Source organism: Paenibacillus sp. GD4 (assembly GCF_030846225.1).
GTDB classification, from domain to species: domain Bacteria; phylum Bacillota; class Bacilli; order Paenibacillales; family NBRC-103111; genus Paenibacillus_G; species Paenibacillus_G silviterrae.
In genome coordinates, this window is record NZ_JAVCYK010000002.1 from 1,636,039 (window position 1) to 1,661,758 (window position 25,720).

The following is a 25,720-nucleotide window of genomic DNA, read 5'->3' on the forward strand; positions in this document are numbered from 1 at the left end:
ATTCCGTAGCTTCACAATCAATCGTCTCGTACGAAGGGGGCTCAGCGCTTGATGTCTTGGGAACCGATAGTGGACGATGAGCTTCGCAAGAGCGCCTTGGGAACCGTGCAGGCCATCGCTGCTCGTCTAGAAAACCATGAAATGGATGATGCGACGATAAGCGGAGGCTTAGCCGGGGTAGCGGTATTGTTTCATTACCTTGACAGAGCCGGTCTTGGGGATGGGTATTCAGCCAAACGGTTTCTTGACCGCGCGATGGATGCAGTCGCTGAGACCCCGATGTCGGCTTCACTCTATGAGGGCTTCTTGGGCATTGCCTGGGCGATTGCGCATTTGAGCGAAAAGTCCGGAGACGACGATCTATTGTATGAAGTGGACTCATTGCTTCTGGAGCTTCTTCGCAAGCCTTGGTATGGAGACTTCGACCTTACCAACGGTTTGGTCGGCATCGGCGTGTACGCTCGTGAAAGATTTCCCTCCCCAGCGGCTGAAGAAATGCTTACGCTGGTGATTCGTCAGCTCGATGCGGTTGCAGAGAAAGGACCGCACGGTACCACTTGGTTCACACGTCCCGAGCTGCTGCCGCCCGACACAAGGAGCTACTACGCGCCGGATGGCTACTATAATCTGGGGATGGCGCACGGTGCCCCGGGTGTGATCGCCTTGCTGAGCCACGCCTTTGCACTTGGCGTGGAGAAGAGCAAGGTACGTCGGTTATTGGACGACGCGATTCCCTGGTTGCTCGCAAGGCGAATCGAAGATCATGGATTTGGTCAATTCCCCCGATGTATCGGACCGGGAATTGAGCCGTCCCCAGCCCTTGCCGCATGGTGTCATGGTGACCCCGGTGTTGCGGCAGCACTCTTGGCGGCCGCTAAGCATGTGGGTGAATCGAACTGGGCGGATACAGCCATGGCGATTTGCAAGCCTTCAGTTCTGCTGCAGGACGATGAATCTCGCGTAGCGGAAGCCGGCTTCTGTCATGGTGCCGCCGGTCTGGCACATCTCTATAATCGGTTCTACCAGGCTACTGGCGAAGAGCTTTTTAAGGAAGCAGCTTGTCATTGGGTGCGAAGGACTCTGGACATGAGACGAAGGGATCAAGGAATCGGCGGGTACTTGGCGCTGACAGGATCACACGGAAGGATGGTTTGGACACCCGAACCGGGCATGCTGATCGGTTCGGCAGGAATAGCCTTGACTCTACTGGCTGCGTCTACATCTATAGAACCGTTGTGGGACCGCATTTATTTACTTTCAAAATGAGATGGGAGAGATTGAGAATGGATGATTTCAAAAAAGAAAAGGCTCCAGAAACAAATGAAGTAAAGAAGCTTGTGCTGCACAAAGAAACCGTACGCGTTCTAAGCGACGAAGAGCTTAAGAATGCAGCAGGCGGAAGGCCTTATGTTACCAAGTGGTGGAGCGGCTGCGGCGGAACCTGCTGGATCTAAGCGGATTTGACCTGACTGTATGGTAAAAGTGCGCCCCCGGAAACATGCTGTCCGGGGGCCGCTTGATGTAATGTAGGAGGAGGGAATCATGAGGGGGCACAGCATTTCATCTATGTTTCAAAGCTCGGGATTCTTCGCCATACGAACGCCATTATTGCCAATAGAAGATCTCATCCATTGGAGTCAAGGGGCGGAGTCATCCGCTGCTCTTACCCCAAGCGAGTTAGAGGCGGCCGTGAAAGCGGATCGATTTCGTTTCCGAAGCCGGTTAGCCGCTATTTTTGAACGCCCCGCAGTACGCGAGGCATTATTCCTTGCGTCTCCCGATCTGGAAAGCAAGCTATCCGTATGGTTAGATAGCCCGGAGAGTGAGCAGGGGGAGAAAATCGAACGAGCACTGGTCCGATATTTTGAACGAATGACTGTACGACCGACACCTTTTGGTCTTTTTGCCGGTGGGTCCGTAGGAACCATCGGCGATCAAACGAAAATTCGTCTTGCGGATCCAACCTCGTACCGTCGCCATACCAGGCTCGACATGGATTATGTATTTGCATTGTGCGAAGTGATTACAAGTGAGAAATCTCTTAGGAAGGAACTCATATACCGGCCGAATTCGAGTCTCTATCAGATCGGAGAGCACATTCGTTACGTTGAAGCAAAGCAGCAGGAACAAATTCGAAGCCATCATCTGGTGTCTGTCGCAAGAACACATTATGTAGATCAAATTGTATCGAATGCCAAGTCGGGCGCCCACCTTACGGATCTAGCTCTAGCGCTGACAACAGAGGATCCGGAGATATCGTGGGAGGAGGCTGAAGCCTTTCTGCACGAATTAATTGACCATCAGCTGCTGGTTCCTGTATTGTCTTCCAGCGTGTCAGGGAGCGAAGCCGTCGTACATCTGCTGCAGCATTTGGAGGAATCGAAGCATGCCGAATCCGTAAGCGGGCAGCTGCGTGAGTTGAAGTCCGAACTGGAGCGTCTCGACAGGGAAGGGGTCGGCGTCAACACGGAACGTTATCGAGCCATCGGTCGTAAGCTGGAGCATTTACCTGCACAGGCTGAGCTTTCCAAGCTGTTTCAAGTGGATCTCATCAAGCCCTTGGATGAGGCTGCATTAGGGCATGAGGTGATAGAAGAAATCTTACAGGGCGTGGAGGCTCTGCACAAAACGGCTCGAAAAAAAACGCAATCCCACATGGATAGGTTTCGCAGAAATTTTCTGGAGCGGTACGAAGGCAGGCAGGTGCCCTTAACCGAGGTCCTCGACGATGAGGCGGGCATAGGCTATGGCGGTACGGATGTGTTCGTTGCTTCATCGCCTTTATTGGCCGGTTTGCCATTCCCTGCAGCGGAGGGGGAGGAGAAAACGTGGGGTAAGCGTGAGACGCTGCTGCTCCGCAAGCTGAATGATGCCATTTCAATCGGTACAATGGAAATTCACTTAACGGAGCAAGATCTAGTGGCTCTATCGCCCGACCCCATCCTGCCGCTGCCGGACACCTTCGCTGCAATGGTACGGGTTGCCGCCGGATCGGAGGAGGCTTTACACCGGGGCGACTTTCAAGTGCTGCTGCATGATGTTTCCGGTCCTTCCGGCGCTCGTCTGTTAGGCAGATTTTGTCATGCTGACGGTGATCTGCACGGTCATGTCACAAAACATTTGCGCTCGGAAGAGGCGCTTCACCCGGATGCTGTTTTTGCGGAGATCGTCCATCTCCCGGAAGGTCGGGTCGGTAATTTGGTCGCCCGTCCGGTGCTTCGCGATTACGAAATTCCGTTTCTGGGACAATCCGGGGCTCCGCTTGAGCAGCAAATTCCTATTGCCGACCTGTTAGTTTCTGTTGTCGGCAAGGAGGTCGTTTTGCGGTCGGCAACGCTGGGAAAGCGTGTAATTCCCCGCCTTACCACAGCCCATAATTATTTTCACGGTATCGGACTGTACCGTTTCTTGTGTGATTTACAGGGGGACGGGCGAGCCGATTATCTGGCCTGGGACTGGGGACCGCTATCAACCGCGTCATTTCTGCCCCGTGTGGTGTTCGGGCGTACTGTGCTGTCTCGGGCCGTTTGGCGCATTTCGAAGGAGGAGCTGACCGGCCTTGGCCGGATGAAGGGCGGTGACCGGTTTCGGTCTGTACAAGAGTGGCGCACGAGAAGAGGGCTTCCGCAGGTCTTTTTGTTTGCTGAAATGGATCGTGAGCTGCCTGTGGATTTAAATAATGTGTTAAGTATCGATACGTTTATTGAGATGGCCAAAAACCGCTCGGAGGTGCGGATTACCGAATTTTTCCCTTCTTTGGAAGAGCAGGTGGTCCGGGGACCGGAGGGGCGGTTCGTTCACGAGCTCATCGTGCCCTTCGAACGGACTCTTTCCGAGGAAAACACCGTGTCCCGGACTTCCGCAACGAGTGTAAAAAGCAAAAATACCCGAAGAGTCTATCCACCCGGGTCGGAGTGGTTGTATGCAAAGCTTTATGCAGGACCTGCTGCTGTCGATACCCTTCTTCGAACGGAGGTACGCCGCATCGTATCCCATGCCATGCGGTCTGGAGCTGCGGAACAGTGGTTTTATATTCGGTACGGGGATCCCGACTGGCATCTACGGCTTCGGCTGAAGGGTGTTCCCGAACGGCTTCTGGGGGAAGTACTTCCGGAGTTGAAAAATACCCTTCTGCCCAAGCTGCAGGACGGTACGATTTGGCGTTTCCAGGTCGATACTTATATGCCGGAATGGGAGCGCTACGGCGGATCGAAAGGTATGAGTCTCGCAGAGGGACTCTTTCATATAGACAGCGAAGCGGTAATGAACCTATTGGAGACGCTCGAAGGCGATGCCGGATTCGATGACCGCTGGCGGCTCTCTTTAATCGGGGTCGATCGGTTCCTATCGGATCTTAGGTTTCCTGCCGCAGTCAAGTACGACATCGTGAAAAAAGCCCGGGACGGGTTTGCCGCGGAATTTGGGGTCGATGGGGCATTCCGCCGTAGCTTGGGAGATCGGTTTCGGAGAGAGCGGGCTCGCCTAGAGAGTTATTTCCGCGCAATGCCGTCCGGCCAAGATCGGCTGGCCGCGGGGCATGCGATATTACAAAGGAGATCGGGCCGACTTGTACCGATGGTGGATGCCTTGTGGGAGGCGGAAGGGTCGGGGGAGCTTACCGTACCCCTGGAGCAGCTGGCGGCGAGTTATATCCATATGCATGTGAACCGAATGCTCCGGTCGTCGCATAGGGCCCATGAGCTCGTTATTTATGATTTTCTGGCCCGTCTTTATGACGCCGAAAGCGGCCGAACACGAAGAGGTGAACCAAATGACGAATAGGGAGCCTGATCTTTTTCGAAAAGAAGCGCTGGACAGCTTGTTGCCCGTAACCAACAAATCCTCCGTGCTCCGTCCTGTTCCTGTATGGCTTACGGTTGCCTTCTGGTTTCTTCTTGGCAGCTGCATCGTAGGGGGGCTCGCCGGACGCCAGTTTGTCTTCGTACTTGTTGAAGGGCTCTTCGGCACGTCAGGGGGCGGGGCGAATGGGTAAGCTGCTCCTTCAATCGCGCAAAATTGAAGTGATTCGGCAGATGGAGGTAGCCGACTGCGGCGCAGCTTGTCTGGCGATGGTCCTGGCCTATTACGGCAAGCGAATCCCTCTGGATGAAGTGCGACAGGTGACCGGGGGAGGGCGGAGTGGCTTGGACGCGCATGTTCTTCTGCAAGCGGCAAGATGGTTCGGCCTTGAGGGGCAAGGAGCCGCCTTTGATTTAGATCATCTGCCCCGCCTTCAAACCGGAGCGATCCTACATTGGAAGTTCACGCATTTTATTGTCTTCGAGCGCTGCTCCCGCAAGGGCGTATGGGTCGTTGATCCCGAATGGGGGCGGAGACATATTCCTTACCGGGAATTTAGTCAAAGCTTCACGGGGATCGGCCTCATCCTCACTCCAGGGCCGGCCTTCCAGCCTACTGCCGCTTCGGCAAACCGCCCTTCTCCCTGGAGGCATGTCAAACAGATGGTCCGGTTCCCAGGGATGCTGTCGAAAATATTCGTCACTTCCATTTTGATACAACTATTCTCCATGGGACTCCCTTTACTTACAGGAGCCTTGGTGGATCAAATATTACCCCAAGGTGACGTTTGGCTTTTATATTATTTTGGAATCGGCCTTATTGCGATGACATTATTTCATTTCCTCGGGTCGATGGTACGCTCTCATCTCTTGTTATATTTAAGGACGCATGTGGATCATAAAATGACCGTCCGATTCCTTACTCACCTGACACAGCTCCCCTATATGGTGATTCAAGCGCGATCCTCCGGAGATCTCCTTGCCAGAGTGAACAGCAACACGAAAATTCGCGATATGCTCACAACCGGGGTACTCTCGGGATTGCTTGACGGGGTGACGGTAGGTCTGTATCTCGTCCTGCTGTTACTTACCAATCCGTTCATTTGTGGAATTGCCGTGGGCCTCGGCCTGCTGCAGGCATGCATTTTTCTCTTGTTTCGCCATCGTTATTTGGTTCTCAATACACAAGGGCTGGAGGCGCAAGCCAAGTCGCAGGGATTTTTGGTGCAGGTGTTGTCCGGTTTGGAGACGTTGAAGTCCACGGGTGCCGAACAACGCGCTGTAGGACAGTGGACGGATTTATTTGTGCAAGAGCTTCACGCAGCTCTGCGTAAAGATCAGCTTGGCGCCACCATGGATGCTTTATTAACGGCCCTCCGCGTGGGCTCTCCGTTAGTGATCCTTTTTGTCGGAGGAATACAGGTTCTGAACGGAAGCGCAAGTCTAGGTGCGATGCTGGGACAATGTGCTTTGGCGGGCAGCTATCTCGTTTCCTTATCGGGGCTTCTCTCTACTGCTGTTCAGGTGCAGCAAATCTACGGTTTTCTCGACCGGATTAACGATATATTGGATAAGCCGGAAGAACAGGAGGGGGAGAAATATACTCCCGTTCCTCGTCTGCAGGGGCAGGTGGTCCTGGAGAATGTATCCTTCCAGTACTCACCGGTGTCTGCGTCTGCGGTAAAGAATGTTTTCGTCAGGATTGAACCGGGGGAATTTATTGCTATTGTCGGACCTTCCGGCTCTGGAAAGTCGACGCTTGCCGCACTCCTGGCGGGACTGTATGAGCCTAGCTCGGGGACTATTTTATATGACGGCTACGACTTTCGAAAGCTGGACCTGAAGTGGGTTCGCGGTCAAATCGGGGTCGTTCCTCAGCACCCCTATTTATTCGGTATCTCTATTCGCGAAAACTTGGCTCTCGCTGACCTGGAAGCCCCTCCAGAGAGGATAAAGCTTGCTGCTGAGCTCGCAAATATTCATGAGGATATTATGGCCATGCCCATGAAATATGCAACGATTCTGGGGGAGGATGGAGCATCGCTCTCCGGAGGGCAGAGACAAAGACTCGCCTTGGCGCGGGCGCTTGTGAACGATCCGGTGATCCTGATGCTGGACGAAGCCACAAGTGCCTTGGATACGGTGACCGAGCGTCGTGTACAGGAAGCACTCTCCAAGCTGGAATGTACGAAAATTATCATCGCCCAAAGACTAAGCACCATCATGGAAGCCGATCGCATCTTTGTAATGAACGGCGGCCGCATCGTCGAGCAGGGAAAGCATCATGACTTGCTGCGAACGGGAGGGGTGTACTCTGAACTGGTCAGAGCTCAAAGTTTATAAGAGCGAGTCAGGACTAGGATAGGTGTGTGTAGTGGCGGAATTGCGAGAAGGCGGGTGAGCCGGTCGGTATTTGGTGCGATTGGGATCGTGTAATGGCAGATGTGCCATTACTGGTGTCCTGAGGACCGGGATAGGTGTGTGTAGTGGCAGAAATGTGCTGATTGCAGATCGGTAAAGCCCTGTCCGCTGACGGGGTTTTCTAGTTCAAGAAGGGGACCTTCAGCAAAGTAAACCGGCGCTGGGGGATTCAATTTTTTCCTGGTGAAAAGCTTGTGCTATCAAATAATTCAGTTAGTATGGTGTTCAATCGATCATTACTGGAAAAAAACAGATGATTTACACTGTTATTGCTCAAATCCAATTTGAGTTCGCTATCCTCATACAATAATACTCTGTGGATATAACCGATTGTTTCCTCATTACTCGGCGTCAGCTCAATATCTTTCATGACCGAGACTATTCGCTTGACCTTGTCTTGACTCGTAATTGTCTTACGCGCCCCATTCCTTCCGTCCACCAACACAACCGATGTAGCCTTCATGATATCTCCGGGGTAGATTTGAGAGAGGGTGAAAGTTCTAGCTTCCTGCTGCTGAAGCTCTTCGTATGCTGAAAATTCAGTATGGCTGTACTGGCCTAAGACGATAAGCAAAATAAGAAGAATGTTTGCCACGATAATCACTCCCCGATATGACATCGACTTCACGTTATAGACAGCACTACGACCGGAAAAGTTCCACACTCCTGCAAACAAATTTTCGTATTTTGGGGATACCGCGGCCGTTCTAAAAAAATGCAGACTAACTCCGTGCTGGGGCAGTTATTTTATCCGCAGCCCGGAGAGGTTGAATTTACTGATGACAATGGATCCGCATGATCGCGCAAGATCAAATCAAGCCCAATAAAAAGCAAGCTGCCCACTAGCGACAGCCTGCTTTTATCAATGCCACGATTTCAATGTTCAACCAAGGCACGGACGGGAACCTCTTGCTCGTGCTCCGGTTGGTTGAGCGGATAAATTCTCGCCATTTCCGTCGTTTCATCGACATGCTGAATGTAAATGGCACTCCCGTCCCACGTGACGTTCGCCATCACGGGGGATTCCGAAATTTCCTTTGCACGCTGAATGTTCATTTTGAAATGGCCTCCTGTTTTTGGAATAACAATTCTAATGTGTTCATTCGCTTGGGCAATTATGTAATTGGGCGGAGGATGTGACAGTTTACGTTTTGCCGATGAGGAGGGACAATATCCCCGCGGCGATGAGCGGCCCTACAGGCACACCTTTCACAAAGGCGACTCCAAGAACGGTGCCCAGCATTAATCCGGCGACGACCGTAGGTTGATTCGTCATAAGCGTGACGCCTCTTCCGCCCAGATAAGCTACAAGTCCACCCACGGCGACAGCCGCCAGAGATTTCCAATGAAACATGGAGCCATACCATGCTTGTATATCGATCTTGCCACTTGCGATGGGGGCAAATATGCCGATCGTTAAAATAATAATGCCAAGGGAAAGTCCGTATTTTTCAAGCCAGGGAAATACCTGATGAAGCTGCATCACCCTTAGCAGCAGCAAGAAGACGGCGGCAATGGCAATTGAGGAATTACTTCCGAGGATTCCTAACGCCGCTAAGATTAGCAGCACAACGGATGGCAGATCAAGCTGTGGCATACGTTCTTCCTGTGCCCCCTTACTTTAATTTAAGATCTTTAAGAGCCTTCTCTTCCGAAATTACCGGCCAGTGCCTCCCTCGTTCCCAAGCCAAAACAAAGGCCTCATATCTTCTTTCTTCAGGAAATTCGTGAAGCTTACCGAAGTATCTTTCGATAGCAAGGATTTGAGAATCATGCGCTCTTAAAGCATCCGCTTTCACATTCCAAAGCGGCTTCGTATCAATCGTAAAAGTCGGACGGTGCCCCTCTTTCGCTAACGTATCCGATGACATATAGTATAGCTGCGCCACGCTAGGACAGCTTCCGCCCACGACAGCCTTTGTTGTCACCCGGGATATCGCCATATGATCCGGGTGAAAGTTTCCGCCGTTCGGAGGGAAGGTAAATACTGCCGCCGGTTGTAGGCGGTTAATAAAATTTACGACATGGTTCAGGAATAAAGTTTCATCCGCCTCTGACAGCTTCCCGTCAGGAAGCCCCAAATATTCCACTTTGCCCAGGTGCAAGACTCTTGCGGCAAGCTCCATTTCCTTTTCTCGCAGCTCTCCGAGCTCTGCCCTGGATAGATGTGTGTAAGCGCCGTTCTTGTTTCCCGCATCGCCTCTCGTGGCGAGCAACAGTGCAGGAGGATGGCCGCGGTCTGCCAGCATACGGATGAGGCAGCCGCTAAGAAAGGTCTCATCATCCGGATGGGCATAACAAAATACTACATGCGCATTCATGTTTATCCCTCTTTCACATTCGAATATCCTATTATTCCCTTGCAACGGGTGGCTATACCCAAGAAATGGCATGCCCTTCTTATTGTAATTCGTAAGTCATGGCGAAATAAAGTATCTTCTTACCCCCAGGACTTCTAGCGGCCGGGATGAACGCGGAATCATTGTACGTTATAATGGATGAATCGGGTCGTTCACGGGCCTGCCGTAATGTTATATAGGTGAAGGAGAAGAGAGATGAAGGAACACAAAGAAAACCATACCGTTGACCACATTCGCAGCATTGTCATGATCGTCATCGGCGCAGTCATTGCTGCGTACGGGCTGGAGGCCGTCCTGATTCCTAACGATGTCGTGGATGGCGGCGTTACCGGAATAGGCATGATGGGAGCCTATTTATTCGGAGTTCCATTAGGAGTACTGCTATTCGTCCTAAATATCCCTTTCGTATACTTGGGTTATAAACAAGTGGGGAAGACGTTCGCGATCCGAAGTACCATAGGGATCGCCGCCTTATCCGTTTCGACGTCCTTGCTGCACCACGTTGAGACCATTCTGGGGCGGGAAGACCCTCTGTTGATCGTGCTTGCGGGAGGAATCTTGCTTGGTGTCGGCATTGGAGTCGTGCTTCGGAACGGCGGAGCCTTGGACGGCTCTGAGGTATTGGCCATCCTGGTGTCTCGCAATATTCCTTTCTCGGTAGGTGACGTGATCCTTTTTATCAACGCGTTCATCTTCGTCGGAGCCAGCTTCATTTATGGGTTGGAGGGTGCGTTGTACTCCGCCATTACCTACTACATCGCGAAAAACGTTATCGATATCATCCAGGTGGGCTTGGAAAAATCGAAGTCCGTTCGCGTCGTCAGTCCGAAATCGGACCTGATCGGCGAGGCCATCCAAGCTCGTCTGGGCCGAAGCGTTACGTATATGCAAGGGCGCGGGGGCTTCTCGAATGAATCGACGGAGATCTTAAATTGCGTAATCAACCGGATGGAAGAAACCAAATTATTGTCCATTATTCGGGATATTGACGAAGGCGCGTTCGTTGTCATTTCGGATGTTTCCGAGGTGCGCGGAGGGAATTTCCGGAAACGTGACATTCACTGATGGACGGGCAAGAGCATACATACCTATATACATAAGCACAGAAGAAGGCTGCCGCGGGCAGCCTTCTTATAACATTAGAATCTATAAGTTTTGAGCGGAGCTCAAGGATTCTAATGTTTCAAGAAAAGCTTCCTCTTGATCACGAATGTACATCCTCGAGAGGTCTTCGATAGAAGCTTTTCTTACCGGTTAGCGGCAGGAATCCATCCTGACAGGATGGCACCCCCGTCCGGATGATTGCAAGCCGCAAGCTCGCCTCCATATTGGCGCAGGATTCGCTGCGATATCGTGAGCCCCAACCCGGCGCCCCCGGTCGAACGATTCCTCGACTGCTCTCCTCGATACAGCGGCTCGAAGATTCGCTTGAGCTCCTCCGGCGCAAAGCCCGGTCCCGAATCGTGAATGGTGAAGGCCACTCGCTCTCCTTCCCTGCGGCATTGGACGGCTATTCGACCATAAGCAGGTGTGTACCGCACGGCATTATCCAACAAATTGCTTATAGCACGCTCCACTAAATGCGAATCGGCTCGAATCACACAGTCATCCGCAGAGGAAAAAACAGCAATTGAGATGTGTTTTTGCTGCGCTTGCAGCTCCAGACTATCAATTGACTTCTGTACAATAACGGCAAAGTCATCCGTGTTATCACTTATCCCCGTTTCCAGGTACTCCATCCTCGTAAAAGTGAAAAGATCCTCGACCAACCGGTCCAATTGCGCCGATTTCTCCTTACAAACCGCCACATACTTTGCGACTTGGTCCGGTGTTCGTGCGATGCCTTGCTCAAGCCCGTCCAAATAACCGCGCAGAGCAAATAACGGGGTCCGCAAATCATGCGCGACGGCGGCGATAACGAATCTTCGTTCCTCCTCCAGCTCCGCCTGCTTCCGGTGAGAGCTTTGAAGTCCGTTCACCATGACTTCAAATCCGTCCCGAACCTCGGCGATCTCCCAGATGGCGGATTGGGGCAGCTGAACGTCCCAATCGCCTGCAGCAATGCGCCGCGCTGCCTGACCCATCCTCTCCAGGGGCACGAGAAGAAGTGTTCTCATTCGAACGCCTACAATCAGGAATGCAAGCAGCAGCCCTGCGGAGGCGGCAGCCCATTGAACCGTATACGAATTCGGCCGCTCGGCGCCAATATCCAATGATTGAGTTGTGATGAGATGTGCAGCCACAAAGAAAAGCCAAGGCATCAGCAGAAGGAGCACCAAGCTGAATACAAAATACGTTCGAATTGTAGGTTTCCTCATACGACAAGCCCCTCAAACCGATAACCGACGCCCCATACGTTGGTCAAATATTGCGGCTGATCCGGATCGAGCTCGATCTTCTCGCGAAGACGGCTCATATGGACGCGGATCGTATGCTTATCGCCGATGCCGTCCCAGAACCTCGCGAGCAGCTGGTCGTAGGTAAACACATGTCTCGGATGCTCCGCGAACCATCGCAGCAGCTCATATTCCTTCGGTGTGAGCGAAACGTTCGTTCCATCGACGAGTACCTCTCTTGTAGCCAGATCCAGCTTGATGCGGCCATAGTCCAACACTTTGACCGAGCTTGCTTGCTCCGTGCCGGTACGCCTCAAAACGGCCTTCACGCGGGCAACGATTTCGCCGGGTGAAGCGGTTTTGACGATATAATCATCGCCGCCAAGCGTCAGTCCGCGGATTTTATCCACATCATCGCCACGGGCACTTAAGAACAGGATGGGTACGTTGCTCTCCGTCCGAACGCGCCGGCATAAATCAAATCCGTTGTGTCCCGGCATCATAATGTCCAGGATCATACAATCAACCCTGCTTTGGCGAAACACAGTCCAGGCTTGGGTTGCGTCAGCAGCCGTTACGACCTGAAAATGATCATTCTCCAAAAAATCCCTCATAAGTTCAACGATGCTCGGATCATCGTCCACAACCAAGATCACAGGTCGTTCTTTCACTATATCCCGCCTTCCTACTTAGGATCCATCATATAAAGCCCATCTAACTGTAAGTGTATCATCTCTTTTGTAAAAACAAACGATTTCCTGCATATTGTGACGGATTGTTTATTGTTTTGTAACCTTTCTGCCACTTCATTTGAGAGCTTCTCCTGCTATTCTAATTATCAGAAAAAGAAAAAAGGAGAAAAGCATGGACAATCGCCAAGCCTTCTATAAGCTGATCGTATGTTTACTTTTGATTTACATGGGTTATGTCTTGGTCAGCAATTTCATTATTGATCCTGGCGCCGAGACATTTTTGAGTCGAAAAGCAGGTCTTGCGCGTGAGCTTAAGCCTTGGATCTGGTTAAAGGTCATGTACATTCACGTGGGGTTCGCCTGTATGGCGTTGGCATCGGGGCTCATCAACTTTTCAACGGGCAGTTATGAGAAGCGCCCTAGGCTTCATCGCATGAACGGCTACGTATATGTATCATCCGTGCTGATTGTCGTGTTGACTTCCGGATACATGGCGCCTTACGCAACGGGGGGAAAGATGAGCAGCATAGGATTTAATCTTCTCAATATCATCTGGCTAGCCGTGACGGCGATAGCTCTTATCCACATCTTCAAGAAACGGGTTCGCCTGCACCGTCAATGGATGATACGGAGCTATGCTTTCTGCTTTACGAACGTGCTGATCCATCTCTTTACCTTAGTGCTTCACAAAATGATCGGCATCCCTTACGCGACCAGCTACACCCTCGGGCTTTACGGCTCGATCGTGCTGCTGATGATTGCCCCGGAGGTGCTTATTCGAGGTAAAGGAAACACAAGGCCGTTTGTTAAATGATTTGATTCAATGACGATTCAATGGTAAATTTAGCCTATACCCTTGATGGAGGATCAACAATGATGAATATAACAGATATACGAAAACCGAGCTTCGAAGTATCCCCACAATTTATCGATCGGTGGTCACCGAGGTCTTTTTTGGAGAAGGAGGTCCCTGATGAGGTTCTTTACAGTGTGTTTGAGGCCTCGCGCTGGGCGCCGTCCGCTTCGAATCTTCAGCCTTGGAGATTCATTATCGCCCGGACAGAAGAAGATCGAGAAGCATTTTATTCCTTTATCGTACCGGGCAACCTTGTATGGTGTAAAAGCGCACCTGTCTTAGCGGTCGTCTTGTCCCAGACAACAACGGAACGCGGACCGAATGCTTGGCATGCTTTTGATGCGGGAACAGCTTGGGGTTATCTTGCTTTAGAGGCAAATCGGAAAGGTCTTATCACCCATGCGATGGGGGGATTCGACAAGGAGAAAGCGCGTGATGTATTGCATCTTCCCGACGAATATGAAGCTCATGCCGTCATTGCCATTGGATATCAAGGCGAACCCGAAGCTCTGCCGGAGAATCTGCGGGAGCGGGAACAACCGAGCAACCGACGTTTATTGAAAGAATCTCTTTTCGAGGGCGTTTTTGGTAAAAATACACTTGATGATCACTGAACCAGCTGACTAGGTCAAGGGAAGCACACCTTTCCATTAGCGATAGGTGTGTTTCTTCCTGTTCACTCTAAAGCAAAGGGGCACATTTGTGAGTAAACATGCAACGGGATTCCAGCACAATGCGGCATTTGCCGAGAAGAAAGTAACGTGGCTGGAGCTTTTTTACGATCTTCTGTTTGTAGCGGCGGTTTCCAAGGCAAGTCATGTCCTGCTACATGTACATGACGGCTTTATTCCGCTGGAATACTTAATGAAATTCGTTCTAATCTTTGTTCCGATTTGGTGGGCCTGGGTAGGGCAATCGCTCTTCGTCAACCGGTTCGGACGGGATAACCTTTCTCACCGTATATTTCTGATTCTGCAATTGTTTTTTGTCTTAATTATGACGGCAAGCCTGTCCGTTGATTTTGATCAATACTACATTCCATTTTTGACAGGCTATCTTGGGTTAAGGGCTATGACGGCCATTCAATACCTTGCGGTACAGAAGAGAGAAGAAGCGGACAGACGGAGCACTGCCCGGTTTTTGGGAAGCCGCTTTTGGATTGGTTTGGTGATATCCGCTTCATCGCTATTCTTTGACTCTTGGATTCGTTATGCCGTTTTGTATGCGGGAATTGCTGTGGACATCTTGCTCCCCTTACTAGGTCGGAAATATTTGGTGAAAAGCCCGATAAATACCCACCATTTATTAGAACGCTTCGCACTGTTTACGCTTATTCTACTTGGTGAATCCGTAATAAGCATACTAGCCGTTTTGCATTCCAGCCATTGGACGTGGCAATCGATTCTATTTGCATCCCTCACTTTTTTGCTGATTATCTTCATATGGTGGCAGTACTTTGACAATGTAGAAAAGAAAGTGGACAAAACGATAGCGACTGCCGGTCAAACGATCATTTACGGCCATTTATTCATTTATTTATCCATGTGTATGATCGCGGCTTCGATTCAATTGATATTCCTGGAACAATTGCATTACTCATTTATGATAAGCTTTACTCTCGGATCCGTACTGCTGTACTTTGCTTCAACGACGCTGGTATTCCACCAATACAGACATAAGCATCTAAGATTGGGTAAATCTCATCTGGCGTTGTTTATAGGATTACTTGGTGCTTTTTTTGCAGTGGATATGTTGTTCATCATGCCAAATTACATCATTATCGGGGAAGTGATGTTGTTCTTTGCTTTATATGCGAAAGTAACGACTTCATAAGCCATATTCGATTTCGGAGGTTTATCTATGGAGGAAGTGGCCTTTTACCGGGACGACTCGCTGCCTTTTCTGGAAGCGAAGCGATGCCGGAAGAACGACCTGGCGTATCAGAAGCATTTTCACGAAGAATACTCTATCGGTCTCATCGATGAAGGCGAAACGCAGGCATGGTGTGAAGGCGTCTTATGGCGTGTAGAAAAGGGGAGAATGATCAGCTTTCCTCCACATATGCTCCACGCTTGTCAGCCTGCGGATGCTGCTAAGTGGGCATACAAAATGCTGTTTCTGAAGGCGCAATGGTTCGATCATCTTGAACTGCCCGAGATGAATCGGCTAGAAATGCCTTTTTTGCTCGAAAAGGGGAGAAATGCCGCCTGCAGCATGCTGCTTAATCGTACCATGGAGGGGCTAACGGAAGGCGGCTCGCCGCTCGAAATCGAAACGGGGTTAATCGAATTGGTGCATACGCTCGTAACCAAGCATGTGTCCGATTTGGCGCATGAGCCTTACGGATCGCTGGAACAGAATTACGTTAAGCGAACCAAGGAGTATATCCATGCGCATTACACGGATCGGATCACACTTGACATGCTGGAGCGGCAAACCGGGATCAGCCGGTATCATCTCATTCGCATGTTCAAGAAAAGCACGCATCTGCCTCCTCACGCGTATCAAAATTTGCTTCGTATCAACCATGCCAAGAAGGAATTGAAAAATAGGCGACCCATTGCCGATATTGCCGTGGATACCGGTTACTATGATCAAAGTCATTTCTCAAAGGCCTTTGCCAAAATTGTCGGGGCGACACCTCAGGCTTACGCCATGTCCGTCTGACAAAGCGCAATTTTTTACAATCCATTCCTCTTGTCCGATTGTACACTGAATTTATAAGACAAGAGGAGGGACCAGTTGATGATGACTACGAAGAGTGTGGAGCAAACCTTTGCCGATGCGATGAAATCGATTGCCCGACGGGCCGATCTGAAGACTTATGTTGAGGAGACTCCGGCCATCTACCGGCTGCTGCAGCGTGCGGCGGCAAAGTATGTGACGGGAGAAGAGAGGCAGGATGGCCTTGAGGCCGGACACCGGCTGGCGGATAAAGGGTACGCTGTCTCGCTTGAATATATCGGGGAAAATACGGCGGATGTCCGTGCCTGCGAAGCCGCGGCACAGGAGCTGTCGATGCTCATTCAAACGCTAGCGGAGCGCGAGCTGCCGGCACGCGTCTCATTCGATCTTTCCCACATCGGCTTATCTCTGGACGGCGAGCTGGCGTATAAGCAGCTGACGGAGCTTGCCGCGCAAGCCCAGCGGCACGGCATCGAGCTGTTTATCAGTATGGAGGAATCGGCTAAGACCGATGCGATATTATCGATCTATGAAAGAGCGGCAGCTGTATATGAGAACATAGGCATCACGCTGCAGGCGCAGCTGAACCGGACGGCGCAGGACTTGAACGGCTTACAGAACAGTCCCGGTAGGGTCCGCATCGTTAAAGGGGCATACCAGGAGCCGGGGCACCTGGCGATACCGCGTTCGGCCGCCTTGAACGAGCGGTATTTGACTCAAGTAGAGAACGCCATCCGCAAGGGGCATCGGGTGTCGATTGCCACCCATGATGAGACCATCGTTGCTGAGGTAATCAAACGGGGATGGATCCATGAGCCGGGCGTTGAGTTCGAATTGCTGTATGGCATTCGGCCGGATTTGAGCAGCCGATTGAAGAAGGCGGGTTATCCGGTTCGCGTTTATTTAACCTATGGCCATGAATGGTATTTGTACCTTTGCCACCGGATCGCCGAGTATCCGCCCAATCTCTTTCAAGCGTTGATAGACATGACGGGCGCCGGAAAGGCAGATCCCGTGTTGGAGTATGAGTAAGTCTTGGGATTTGGACCATGTAGAATAGTCTACTTGGTTCTTTTTGTTTTTCGCCAGAGTGAGAACCCAATGAATCATGGACGAAGAGGTGAAATACATTAGTTGTAATACCAAATGAACAGGAGGCAGCCTATGTACTATCCGCCATGGTCTCCGCAGCCACACATGAATTCGGCCGTTATTTCCGGCAATGGGAATACTATTGAAGTCACCGGTGAAGGAACGGTTTCTGCAGCGCCCGACAAAGCGATTATCGTCCTTGGTGTCATTACGGAGCATGTAAGCTTAACGGCAGCCCAGAAGGATAATGCCGACGCGGTTGCTCGTATCGTTGAAGCTTTAGGAAGCCTGGGTATACCCAAGGAAAACATGCAGACGACGCAATACAGCATCAATATGCAATATAATTACGAAGACGGTAAACAAATCTTTCGCGGATACCAAGTAACTCATTTGCTCCAAGTCACAACGGAACAGATCGACTTGACCGGACTGATCGTGGACACGGCCGTCAAGAACGGTGCCAACACGGTGTCGAACATACAGTTCGCATTGAAAAACCCCGAAATCGCTTATAACCACGCTCTATCGAAAGCGATCCGAAATGGCCAAATCAAAGCCAAAACGATGGCTCAGACCTTAGGCGTAACACTCCATGACGTTCCTATTCTAGTACAAGAGCTCCCCCGCACACCGGAAGCCATTCCGTATCTTACCGCTTCAACGTATAGCAAAAGTGAAGCCACCCCTATTCAGAAGGGGGAACTGATGGTTTCGGCATCCATCAAGGCAAAGTTTACTTATCATTGATGAAGAACGGACGTTCAGCCGAGGGGCTGGACGTTTTTTTCTAAGCAGGCTGCCCTTAGGGTTTGCCTGCTTTGTTCTATTCCCGCTCATACTTACTATTGCATATGGAAAAGACCGCCAAGAGGCGGTCTTTGTGTAACTCAGTTGATAAATTGCAATGACTGCAGCACACGCTTCAAAATCACGGCAGCTTGTGCGCGGGTAGCAGGCTCATCCGCAGCGAAGACCGTATCCGTCATTCCTTGAATGAGCCCGCCAGCCAGTGCCTGTGATATGGCTGCCTTCGACCATTCCCCGATATCCGAACGGTCTATGAACCTGTTCAATACCGAGCTGTCGGCCTGGGCTTCCTTGCCTCCGACTTTCATAGCCCGTATCATCATCGCTACCATTTGTTCGCGGGTAATGACCGCGTTAGGCTTGAAGCTGCCGTCTTCATAGCCGTTAATCAATCCGGCCTTGTACGCCGAGTTTACAGCCCCGGCAAACCAATCGGCGGATTGGACGTCAGCGAACGCGTTATTATCCTTCGATTCGACCAAGCCAAGCGAGCGAACCAGCATAGCCGCAAACTCGGCACGCGTAACCCGGGCCTCCGGCGCGAATAGCTGATCGGTAATACCGTTAAGAATCCATTTATTCGCAAGCAGCTCGATATCCGTTTGGGCCCAATGGCCGGCTACATCGCTAAACGATTTTTCGGACTGAATAACGGTATATACGCTGTTGTGCGGTGAACGGATCCTGATTTCTGAAGTGCCGTCCTTTGTTGTTACTACGGCCGGTACAAAATGCAGCTGGTTGTTCGAATCGATCCATACTGCCGTCAGCTTGCCAGGGTCAATCGTTACTGTGTCCAAGGTAATAGTGCGGTCAACATATATTCCGCCGAAGTCCGTGATTTCCGTACCGTTAACCGTAATTGTAAATTCAATCGGGTTCGAAATCACTTGCTTCGCGTTAAGATGATTAACCGCTGCATTAACATCATCTCCCGCCTTGCCGGATACTTCGGAAATCGAGACGCCTACGGTCGAATCCTTCTGAATATGGGCAAACAAAATGACAGGCAGCTCATAGCTTATCCCGTTCGATCGAATCACCAAGCTGCTTCGCAGATCCATCGCATGGAGAATGGCATTGCCCGGAAGCTCCACATGGATGGCAGGGTCGTTGCCTTTAACTTCAATAACGACAACCGGATGGGCTAACGCTTTCTCCAGTTTTTCCGCATCTACAGCGACTTTGGTTATCGTCCTGCCGTCGGCTGCAGTTTCTTTCGTTACTTTGGCGTCTTGCTCAAGATGGATGATGCCCGGATTACCCGATGAACCGCCAGACGGTGTCGGTGCCGGAGCGGATCCCTCTACCGGTCCCGATGAAATTGGTGTTCCCGCAGAGTCCTCCGATCCATTGCCTTCATCCGGCAAAGTGATCGTACCCGGCGTAACGGTAACGTTAGCCAATGCCCTATACGTAGTGCCGGTAACCGTTCCGTTGACGGCAAAGTTTCCGGCAATCGCATACTGGGATGGGCTAATGGAATCCCATACCACAGGCAGCCTTTGAGTCGAGCTGTCGCTGTATACGGCGGTGACTACCGTAGGCATCATCGGCGCTGTTCCCGCTGTGGTAATGATGCTTTCAGGTGTAATGCTCACAATGACACGCAGCTCGGCATGGGGGCGGGAAGCTTGCCCGATAATGTTGAAGACATTGCTTTTGATTCCGCCGGCATTGCTGTCTAACGTGAGATCTGCAACAAGCAGCACATACTGGGCATCCACCGTATCGGCCAGCGTAAGATCGGCCTTCTCGTTGTTGCTGAGAGCTGTTGCTTTCCCTGCACCGGGGATCATGATCCAGGAGGACCCGTGGTCTGTTTCAAGCGGCTTCCTGGTTGCCTCCGAGGTTTCCGAGAGGGAGCCTCCCTCTTTCAGCTCGTCGTATGCCGCAGCATCGTTGGAATAATACAGCTGGAAATTTTTCAAAAACTTACTGTTGCTGGTCCATTCAAGCTGGATTCTGCTAACCTGAATTTTCTTTTCCAGTTTGACGGCCGCCCAGTATTGATAGCCTGGCGTCTTAGCCAGCGTGCTATGAGCCTGCCAGGAAGTATCCGATTTGTCGTCGATAAAATAGTTTTTGGAGCCTCCGCTTTGGGAGACTACCTTGATTTCCGCACCGGGAGCAACCGCCCAGTTTTTGATACCGGAAATGTTGACGTCTATATAAGGCTTCATATTTTTGCTGTTCGTAATGCCTGTACCCGTAAATTGTCCGTAAATCCGGTAAGTACCTGTAACATCCGGATGATAACCTTCCGGGCTCCAGGTCACGTCTACCTTTTCGATCTTGCCCGTACTCAAGGTTACATCCAACTGCGAAGGCAGCCCCAAGCTGTCGAAGGCTGTGCCTGGCGACTCCGAAACGACTGTAGGCCTTGCCCATGCCACAATATCCTTGGTCTGGCTGTTAGGATCCCAGCCGTCAGGGAACACATAGGTGTTGTTATCCCTTTTGATTAAGTAGATATCGGACAAATACATGGTTGCAGCCTGGAATTCATCCCCGTAGACCGATTCATTCACTGTGTTGTACATCCCGCGGTACAGACCCCATTTGGAACGGTTTTGCTGTCCCGGTACAGCCGGCAAATCGACTCGTTCCCTTTTGCCCGTTTCAGGATTCAGGACTTCCGGGCGTCTTAAGGTTTCTGCCGTCATGCCGCCGCTCGCAAGCACGGCGTTACTTTCCACGTCGACAAGCTTGCCGTAAACATAGCCCTTGTCGGCGGTCAAAATCGTCACTTCCATATCCAGCCAACGGTCCACAACCTGCTCCAATGGAATCGTAAACAGAGGCTTGATCCGGTCCGCAGCTTGCCCGTCCGGATTGTTTCTGAATTCCAAGTGGCCTTTTCCATTGACCGAGACTACCGTAAGGGTTGTGACCGGCTGACCGGCTTCATCCCCCTCTATAGCTTTCAATTGGAAGATATGGAAAAAGCGGCGGGGAGCAATCAGATCGCCGGCTTTCTTTTCCGAGGTATCCATCTGATACTTTAACGTTTCCGAAGGGAGCATCAGCTTCCAGTGATGGGTCATAATGTCGCCGCCCACACTGTTGGCATCGATATTGGACGAGCCGGTATTGCTCTTGATCTCGAGCCGCTGGCGATCGCTTCCCATTGCACCACGGTCACCGTCATCCCGGCTTACTCCGTCCGGTGTTTGGAACGGTAAAAATTCATGAAAACGCAAAATGTCGTTGCCCAGCTTACCGAGACCGGCGCTAGTCTCTATTCCGTACTTCGTAAGCGCATTCACATCGGATATGCCAATGGTCTGCAGGTACATATTATCCCCCAGCCAGGAGTCGGGGACCGTCTGAGCCGCCGGATAATCTCCGGATCGGTCGTAGATCGATTCAAACCAATCTTTACCGCTGTAGGATGACGCCTTTCCGGGTCCTTCAATAGAACCTGTGGTGCTGCCAAAGCCGATCTTGGAAGCGCCCAGAACATCCCATGCATGTTCGCCCGCTTTAATATTCAGCGGAGAATATTTGTCATTAGGTCCCACAGAGTCTGCTATAGAAGGCGGCAAATCCTTCTCAACAGTAACTGTAACGGTGTATTTCCGACTGGAGCTGCCGTCATTCTTATTGGTTAGCACCAAATAATACATTGTTGTTCCTGCCGGAGAAAACTGGTCCAGCTTGGCATCGCCCCGATTGATGCCGCTTGTGGCAAACGGAATTGCCGTCATTTCATCGCTTCTGTATACCGTCGCCGTAACTCCCGGATTCGTCGTTACGTTCAGCATTTGGTAAGAGGTGCCGTAAGGCAGCGAGATCCCAATGGCTGCATTAGGAACGTCAACTGCAGCGTTTACCGGCTTGTTCACTTTGACTTCAAACAAACCTAACTCATCTCCCTCTGCGGCATATGCCGCCGATAAAGGAAAACCAAGAGGATTCAAAAGCGAAAGTACGATGGCAAATGGTAGAACAAAGCTTATAACCTTCTTCAGAGCCTGTTGCGTGTGCATTCTGGAGCCTCCTTAATAGTTGTTTCGAAACATTATGCATGCGGTAACGATGAATCAAGACATTCCTCCTCTGTTTATATCCAAGCAACACCTTCACTCTATTGCCGATAGGGCAAAGAAACAATGGACTTTATTATGCTGGTATGTGTTTTTTTCCGTTTTTGCGTGTGGGAGGACTCCAAATATTGTATAATGTGGCATACATAACGTTAGTAACTCGAGGGGTGAAGTCCGTTGACCCGAATCCTGCGTTTCCTTCAGCCATCCACATTGAAAAATCGGCTGTTTCTAGCTTTTCTTCTTCTCATTATTCTACCATTCTTCGTTATGCAGCTTCGCAACCATTACCAAGTAAAGAACCTCTATGAGCAGCGGATTAGCGAGCAGAGCCATTACCAGCTGGATCAGGTGAAGCAGTCGTTCGAGGTCGTGAAGAGCGGGATGCTGATGACGGCGCTTCGGCTCGAGAAGGACCGTGACGTCTTATCCGCCTTAGCGTCTGACAAGCAAAGCACGACGATCGATGCATCCATTGTGAAGCCGGATGCGGCTGGTAAGCTGCATCCGATTGTAAGCGCATTCCAAAGTGTAAAGAACCAGCAGCTGCCCGACGGGGATTTCCTGCATTATACGTTAAGCGATCTGCAGAGCCGCTTGTATGCATCCTTCGAATCGACGAGGACGGGGAAGTTCACCTACACCGGCTTTATGGAACTGCCGGCTGTGCAGAAGCTTCTTCAGGGACAAGAGCCCTACGTTTGGACGACGGAGGATACGGATGCGGGCCTCACTTCCGGAGCCCAGCCGTCTAAGGCGGTAAATCTGTATTTGACACTGAAGGATACCGCCGGACAGCCGATAGGGCTGCTCCGAATCAGCTTTGATTATCAGCAATGGCTGTTGAAAAATATGAAAAGCTTCCTGATCCAGCAGCATTACTATGTGCTCGACGGATCAGGCAGCGTTCTCGTAACAAGCCCCGGAAGCGTAATGCCCGACGGGCTGCCTAAGATAGCGGAGAAGCTGCGGTATAGCGGTCCGCTGAGCTATGAGGTGGACGAAGCCACTTCCTCCATCATCAGCAGCACGTATTTGCCTTCCATGGGCTGGTTTTTAGCCGCGCAGTTCCCGCTTGAGGTATTCTTCGGCGATATTCGAGCGATGAACCGGCAATTTTTGATTACGTTCATCCTGTTCACACTGCTGTTCATTGTGATCACCTTCTTCATCCTGTCGGCCATCACCCGTCCATTGATGCTGCTTAAGAAGAAGATGTCGGAAATTATTGAGAAAAATTTCTTGACGTATATATCCACGGATTCCTATAAGGGAGAAATACTGGACATCGCCAATACCTTTAACAACATGGTTAAGGATCTTCTTCAATTAATCGATCGGCTTAAGATGGAGGAGCGGCAGAAGGAGGTAATCCGGTTTCAAATGCTGCTGCAGCAAATGAACCCCCATTTTCTGCTCAATACGCTCAATACGATCAAGTGGAACGCCCTGTCCAAGGGAGATCAAGCCAGTGCCGAGATCTGCATGTCCCTAGGCAAGCTGCTGGAATCGAGTCTTAATTCGGAGGCGGATTTGATCCACCTGTACGAGGAGCTGGAGTTGGTTCGCGCCTATGCCAGCATCCAGAATTACCGGTATGATCATCGTTTCGAGGTTCAGTATGACTTTGAGCCAAGACTGGGCTATGCCCTCGTGCCGAAGCTGTCGCTGCAGCCCTTGGTGGAAAATGCGATTCAGCACGGCTTTGCCAAAATGAAATCAGGGGGCACTATCATCATCCGCATCTATACGAACGGAACGAGTGTATTAATTTTGGAGGTCGAAGATAACGGCAGGGGATTGCAGCCGGTAGAAGCGGCCATCCCAAGAAGACGCAAGCCGATCGGTATGAAAAATTTGCGGGAGCGTCTGCATTTGCTGTTTAAGACAGGAGCTGGGCTGGAGCTTGAGGGTCTCCCCATTGGTGCGAGGGCTCGGATGCACCTGCCGCTGCTGCTGTCTCCGCCATATGAACAAGGAGGGGCTGCCGATGTGGAAAGCACTGCTCGTAGAGGATGAGCCGTTCGTCAGGCGAACCATCATACAGCTGCTCGATTGGGAAGCCATGGGCTACGAGATTGTAGGAGAAGCCGACGACGGCGAAACGGCGCTGGAGCAGATCGAGGCCCATCGGCCGGACTTGGTTATTACGGATATTATGATGCCGAATATGGACGGCCTCGAGCTGCTTCGCCGGGCCAAGAGCTCCGGTTTCGAGGGGGCATTCGTCATGCTGACCTGTATGAACGAATTTGAATATGCAAGGCAGGCACTGGAGTACGGTGCGAACGGCTATTTGCTGAAGCTGTCCATGAGCCCCGATTCGCTCAAACAGGTGCTCGACAAGGTCAAGGCGGAGCTCGTACGCAAGGAGCTTGAAAAATCAAGACTTGATTATCACAAGGGGTACGAGGAGGCGTGGAGCGCGTACGCGGCCGGTGTACCGGAAATTGCCGAGCAACGGGGTGCGCGGCCCTGGGTGAATAGCCGGCTTCCCTACGTCGGCATAGGCGCGATTCTTCATGGCTCGCAAGCTAAGGATATCCCGTCGTTCATCCAAAGCTGGTTTGGTTCGGCGGCCGATTCGAACGCCGTCATACATTCGTTCACTTCACATGGCGTGACGAGCATCTTCTGCTGGTCTACGAGTCTGCGTAATCTAACAGAACGGGGAGCGGCAGGCTTCGCGGTATTCACCGGGCCCGTGCCGGTGGATCGTTTTCCAGCCGTATGGTATGACATCCTGCAGCAGTTGACACCCTTTTGGTATGGGGAGAAGGATCTTCCTCGTACCCGACACCAGAACAAAGAGAATCCTGCGGGTGGTCTAAGCTGGAAGAAGGAGAAGGAGCTGTATCGGCTTGTAGAGGAATCCAAGGCGGATGCCGCCCTTACGCTTCTCAACGACGCGTTCGCCTTAATGGAGCAGGAGCAGACCGACTGGCTGACAGTGAAGGAAACAGCCGCCCGTATCGAGAGATGGCTTAACCAGCAGCTGCCCGAAGCATTGGAGGCGAGGCACTACAAGGCAATCGATACCGCATCACACCATGAACTGCTGGCCCTTATGACGGAAAAGGTCAACCGTGTAATCGAAAGGCAAATCCAAAGCAGCGGCGTGACTACCGACCACCCCGAGGTGAATGCGGCGATCGCCTACATTCACCGGAATTACGGGCAGCAGATCACTTTGAAAACCTTGGCGAAGCAGATCAATATCGATGAGAAATATTTGAGCGGCCTGTTTGTAAAGAAAACCGGTGAGCCGCTCATTCAATACCTGCAGCGTGTCAGGGTGGAGAAGGCGAAACGGCTCCTAATGGAAACGGACCTGACGGTCCAAGAGATCGGAGAGCAGGTGGGCTTTGTCAATGCGAATTATTTCTTTAAAATTTTTAAACGCTGGTCCGAGGTGACTCCAAACGATTTTCGAAGGCTTGGCGCACGCGGCACCAAGGAATAAGACATATGCCCAGCCCGGTCGGCTGTCCTCGTCGGACGGCTCCCGGGCTTTTCTAAGTAGAGAAGAAAATGGATTTTGTTCACTGAGATGCAGGATTATGTTCCTTTGATGTAAGCGGTTGCGACGGTAAAGTAGAGGTATACCGCAAACAAAGGAG

21 protein-coding genes are annotated in these 25,720 nt (G+C 51.2%); 14 read left to right on the forward strand and 7 right to left on the reverse strand.

Annotated elements, in window-relative coordinates:
* The first annotated feature begins 51 nt into the window (after positions 1–51).
* The 5 genes from RAC89_RS30055 (at position 52) to RAC89_RS30075 (ending at position 7,142) form a co-directional block, all read left to right on the forward strand.
* Positions 52–1,266 carry a lanthionine synthetase C family protein gene (locus tag RAC89_RS30055; protein ID WP_306617866.1) on the forward strand — a complete coding sequence of 405 codons (1,215 nt, stop codon included), beginning with the start codon at positions 52–54 and terminating at the stop codon, positions 1,264–1,266.
* Between the two features lie 17 nt (positions 1,267–1,283).
* Positions 1,284–1,454 (forward strand): class I lanthipeptide, encoded by a 171-nt coding sequence (locus tag RAC89_RS30060; protein ID WP_306617338.1) that lies wholly within the window; start codon positions 1,284–1,286, stop codon positions 1,452–1,454.
* An 88-nt stretch (positions 1,455–1,542) separates the two neighbouring features.
* Complete coding sequence (locus RAC89_RS30065; RefSeq protein WP_306617339.1) at positions 1,543–4,782, forward strand: lantibiotic dehydratase; 3,240 nt, start codon at positions 1,543–1,545, stop codon at positions 4,780–4,782.
* Positions 4,772–4,993, forward strand: a complete 222-nt coding sequence (locus RAC89_RS30070) for a hypothetical protein (protein ID WP_306617340.1) — start codon at positions 4,772–4,774, stop codon at positions 4,991–4,993. Before RAC89_RS30065 ends, RAC89_RS30070 begins: the two co-directional genes overlap by 11 nt.
* A complete protein-coding gene (locus RAC89_RS30075) occupies positions 4,986–7,142 on the forward strand; it encodes a peptidase domain-containing ABC transporter (RefSeq protein ID WP_306617341.1) in 2,157 nt (718 codons plus the stop codon). Before RAC89_RS30070 ends, RAC89_RS30075 begins: the two co-directional genes overlap by 8 nt.
* Positions 7,143–7,389: 247 nt before the next feature.
* Here RAC89_RS30075 and RAC89_RS30080 read toward each other — a convergent pair whose 3' ends face one another.
* From RAC89_RS30080 to RAC89_RS30095, 4 genes are all read right to left on the reverse strand, one after another.
* The gene (locus RAC89_RS30080; RefSeq protein ID WP_306617342.1) at positions 7,390–7,815 is read right to left on the reverse strand and encodes a hypothetical protein; all 426 of its coding nucleotides are present in this window, start codon (positions 7,813–7,815) and stop codon (positions 7,390–7,392) included.
* Between the two features lie 281 nt (positions 7,816–8,096).
* The gene (locus RAC89_RS30085; RefSeq protein ID WP_306617343.1) at positions 8,097–8,276 is read right to left on the reverse strand and encodes a small acid-soluble spore protein H; all 180 of its coding nucleotides are present in this window, start codon (positions 8,274–8,276) and stop codon (positions 8,097–8,099) included.
* Between the two features lie 88 nt (positions 8,277–8,364).
* A complete protein-coding gene (locus tag RAC89_RS30090; protein ID WP_306617344.1) occupies positions 8,365–8,817 on the reverse strand; it encodes a DUF441 domain-containing protein in 453 nt (150 codons plus the stop codon).
* A gap of 19 nt (positions 8,818–8,836) precedes the next feature.
* On the reverse strand, positions 8,837–9,541 hold the full coding sequence (locus tag RAC89_RS30095; protein ID WP_306617345.1) for a PIG-L deacetylase family protein: 705 nt from the start codon (positions 9,539–9,541) through the stop codon (positions 8,837–8,839).
* Between the two features lie 234 nt (positions 9,542–9,775).
* Here RAC89_RS30095 and RAC89_RS30100 point away from each other — a divergent pair, with 234 nt between their 5' ends.
* Positions 9,776–10,645 (forward strand): YitT family protein, encoded by an 870-nt coding sequence (locus RAC89_RS30100; RefSeq protein WP_306617346.1) that lies wholly within the window; start codon positions 9,776–9,778, stop codon positions 10,643–10,645.
* 182 nt (positions 10,646–10,827) lie between these two features.
* Here RAC89_RS30100 and RAC89_RS30105 read toward each other — a convergent pair whose 3' ends face one another.
* The gene (locus RAC89_RS30105) at positions 10,828–11,898 is read right to left on the reverse strand and encodes a sensor histidine kinase (protein ID WP_306617347.1); all 1,071 of its coding nucleotides are present in this window, start codon (positions 11,896–11,898) and stop codon (positions 10,828–10,830) included.
* A complete protein-coding gene (locus tag RAC89_RS30110) occupies positions 11,895–12,587 on the reverse strand; it encodes a response regulator transcription factor (protein WP_306617348.1) in 693 nt (230 codons plus the stop codon). The genes RAC89_RS30105 and RAC89_RS30110 overlap by 4 nt, the downstream gene beginning before the upstream one ends.
* Positions 12,588–12,780: 193 nt before the next feature.
* Here RAC89_RS30110 and RAC89_RS30115 point away from each other — a divergent pair, with 193 nt between their 5' ends.
* The 6 genes from RAC89_RS30115 to RAC89_RS30140 all read left to right on the forward strand — a co-directional run bounded on the left by RAC89_RS30115 (position 12,781) and on the right by RAC89_RS30140 (position 17,991).
* On the forward strand, positions 12,781–13,422 hold the full coding sequence (locus RAC89_RS30115) for a DUF2306 domain-containing protein (RefSeq protein ID WP_306617349.1): 642 nt from the start codon (positions 12,781–12,783) through the stop codon (positions 13,420–13,422).
* A 59-nt stretch (positions 13,423–13,481) separates the two neighbouring features.
* Positions 13,482–14,078, forward strand: a complete 597-nt coding sequence (locus RAC89_RS30120) for a nitroreductase family protein (protein ID WP_373430118.1) — start codon at positions 13,482–13,484, stop codon at positions 14,076–14,078.
* A gap of 88 nt (positions 14,079–14,166) precedes the next feature.
* Positions 14,167–15,297, forward strand: coding sequence for a low temperature requirement protein A (locus RAC89_RS30125; protein ID WP_306617350.1), 1,131 nt, complete (start codon positions 14,167–14,169; stop codon positions 15,295–15,297).
* A 27-nt stretch (positions 15,298–15,324) separates the two neighbouring features.
* Positions 15,325–16,131 (forward strand): AraC family transcriptional regulator, encoded by an 807-nt coding sequence (locus RAC89_RS30130; protein ID WP_306617351.1) that lies wholly within the window; start codon positions 15,325–15,327, stop codon positions 16,129–16,131.
* A gap of 81 nt (positions 16,132–16,212) precedes the next feature.
* The gene (locus RAC89_RS30135; protein ID WP_306617870.1) at positions 16,213–17,181 is read left to right on the forward strand and encodes a proline dehydrogenase family protein; all 969 of its coding nucleotides are present in this window, start codon (positions 16,213–16,215) and stop codon (positions 17,179–17,181) included.
* A gap of 132 nt (positions 17,182–17,313) precedes the next feature.
* On the forward strand, positions 17,314–17,991 hold the full coding sequence (locus tag RAC89_RS30140) for an SIMPL domain-containing protein (RefSeq protein ID WP_306617352.1): 678 nt from the start codon (positions 17,314–17,316) through the stop codon (positions 17,989–17,991).
* A gap of 140 nt (positions 17,992–18,131) precedes the next feature.
* On the opposite strand, the gene RAC89_RS30145 is transcribed toward RAC89_RS30140, so the two are convergent.
* Positions 18,132–22,043 (reverse strand): S-layer homology domain-containing protein, encoded by a 3,912-nt coding sequence (locus tag RAC89_RS30145; protein ID WP_306617353.1) that lies wholly within the window; start codon positions 22,041–22,043, stop codon positions 18,132–18,134.
* Positions 22,044–22,277: 234 nt separating this feature from the next.
* Between RAC89_RS30145 and RAC89_RS30150 the strand changes: the two genes are divergently transcribed.
* Positions 22,278–24,119 (forward strand): sensor histidine kinase, encoded by a 1,842-nt coding sequence (locus RAC89_RS30150; RefSeq protein ID WP_306617354.1) that lies wholly within the window; start codon positions 22,278–22,280, stop codon positions 24,117–24,119.
* Positions 24,091–25,563, forward strand: a complete 1,473-nt coding sequence (locus RAC89_RS30155; protein WP_306617355.1) for a response regulator transcription factor — start codon at positions 24,091–24,093, stop codon at positions 25,561–25,563. The genes RAC89_RS30150 and RAC89_RS30155 overlap by 29 nt, the downstream gene beginning before the upstream one ends.
* Positions 25,564–25,720: the final 157 nt, after the last annotated feature.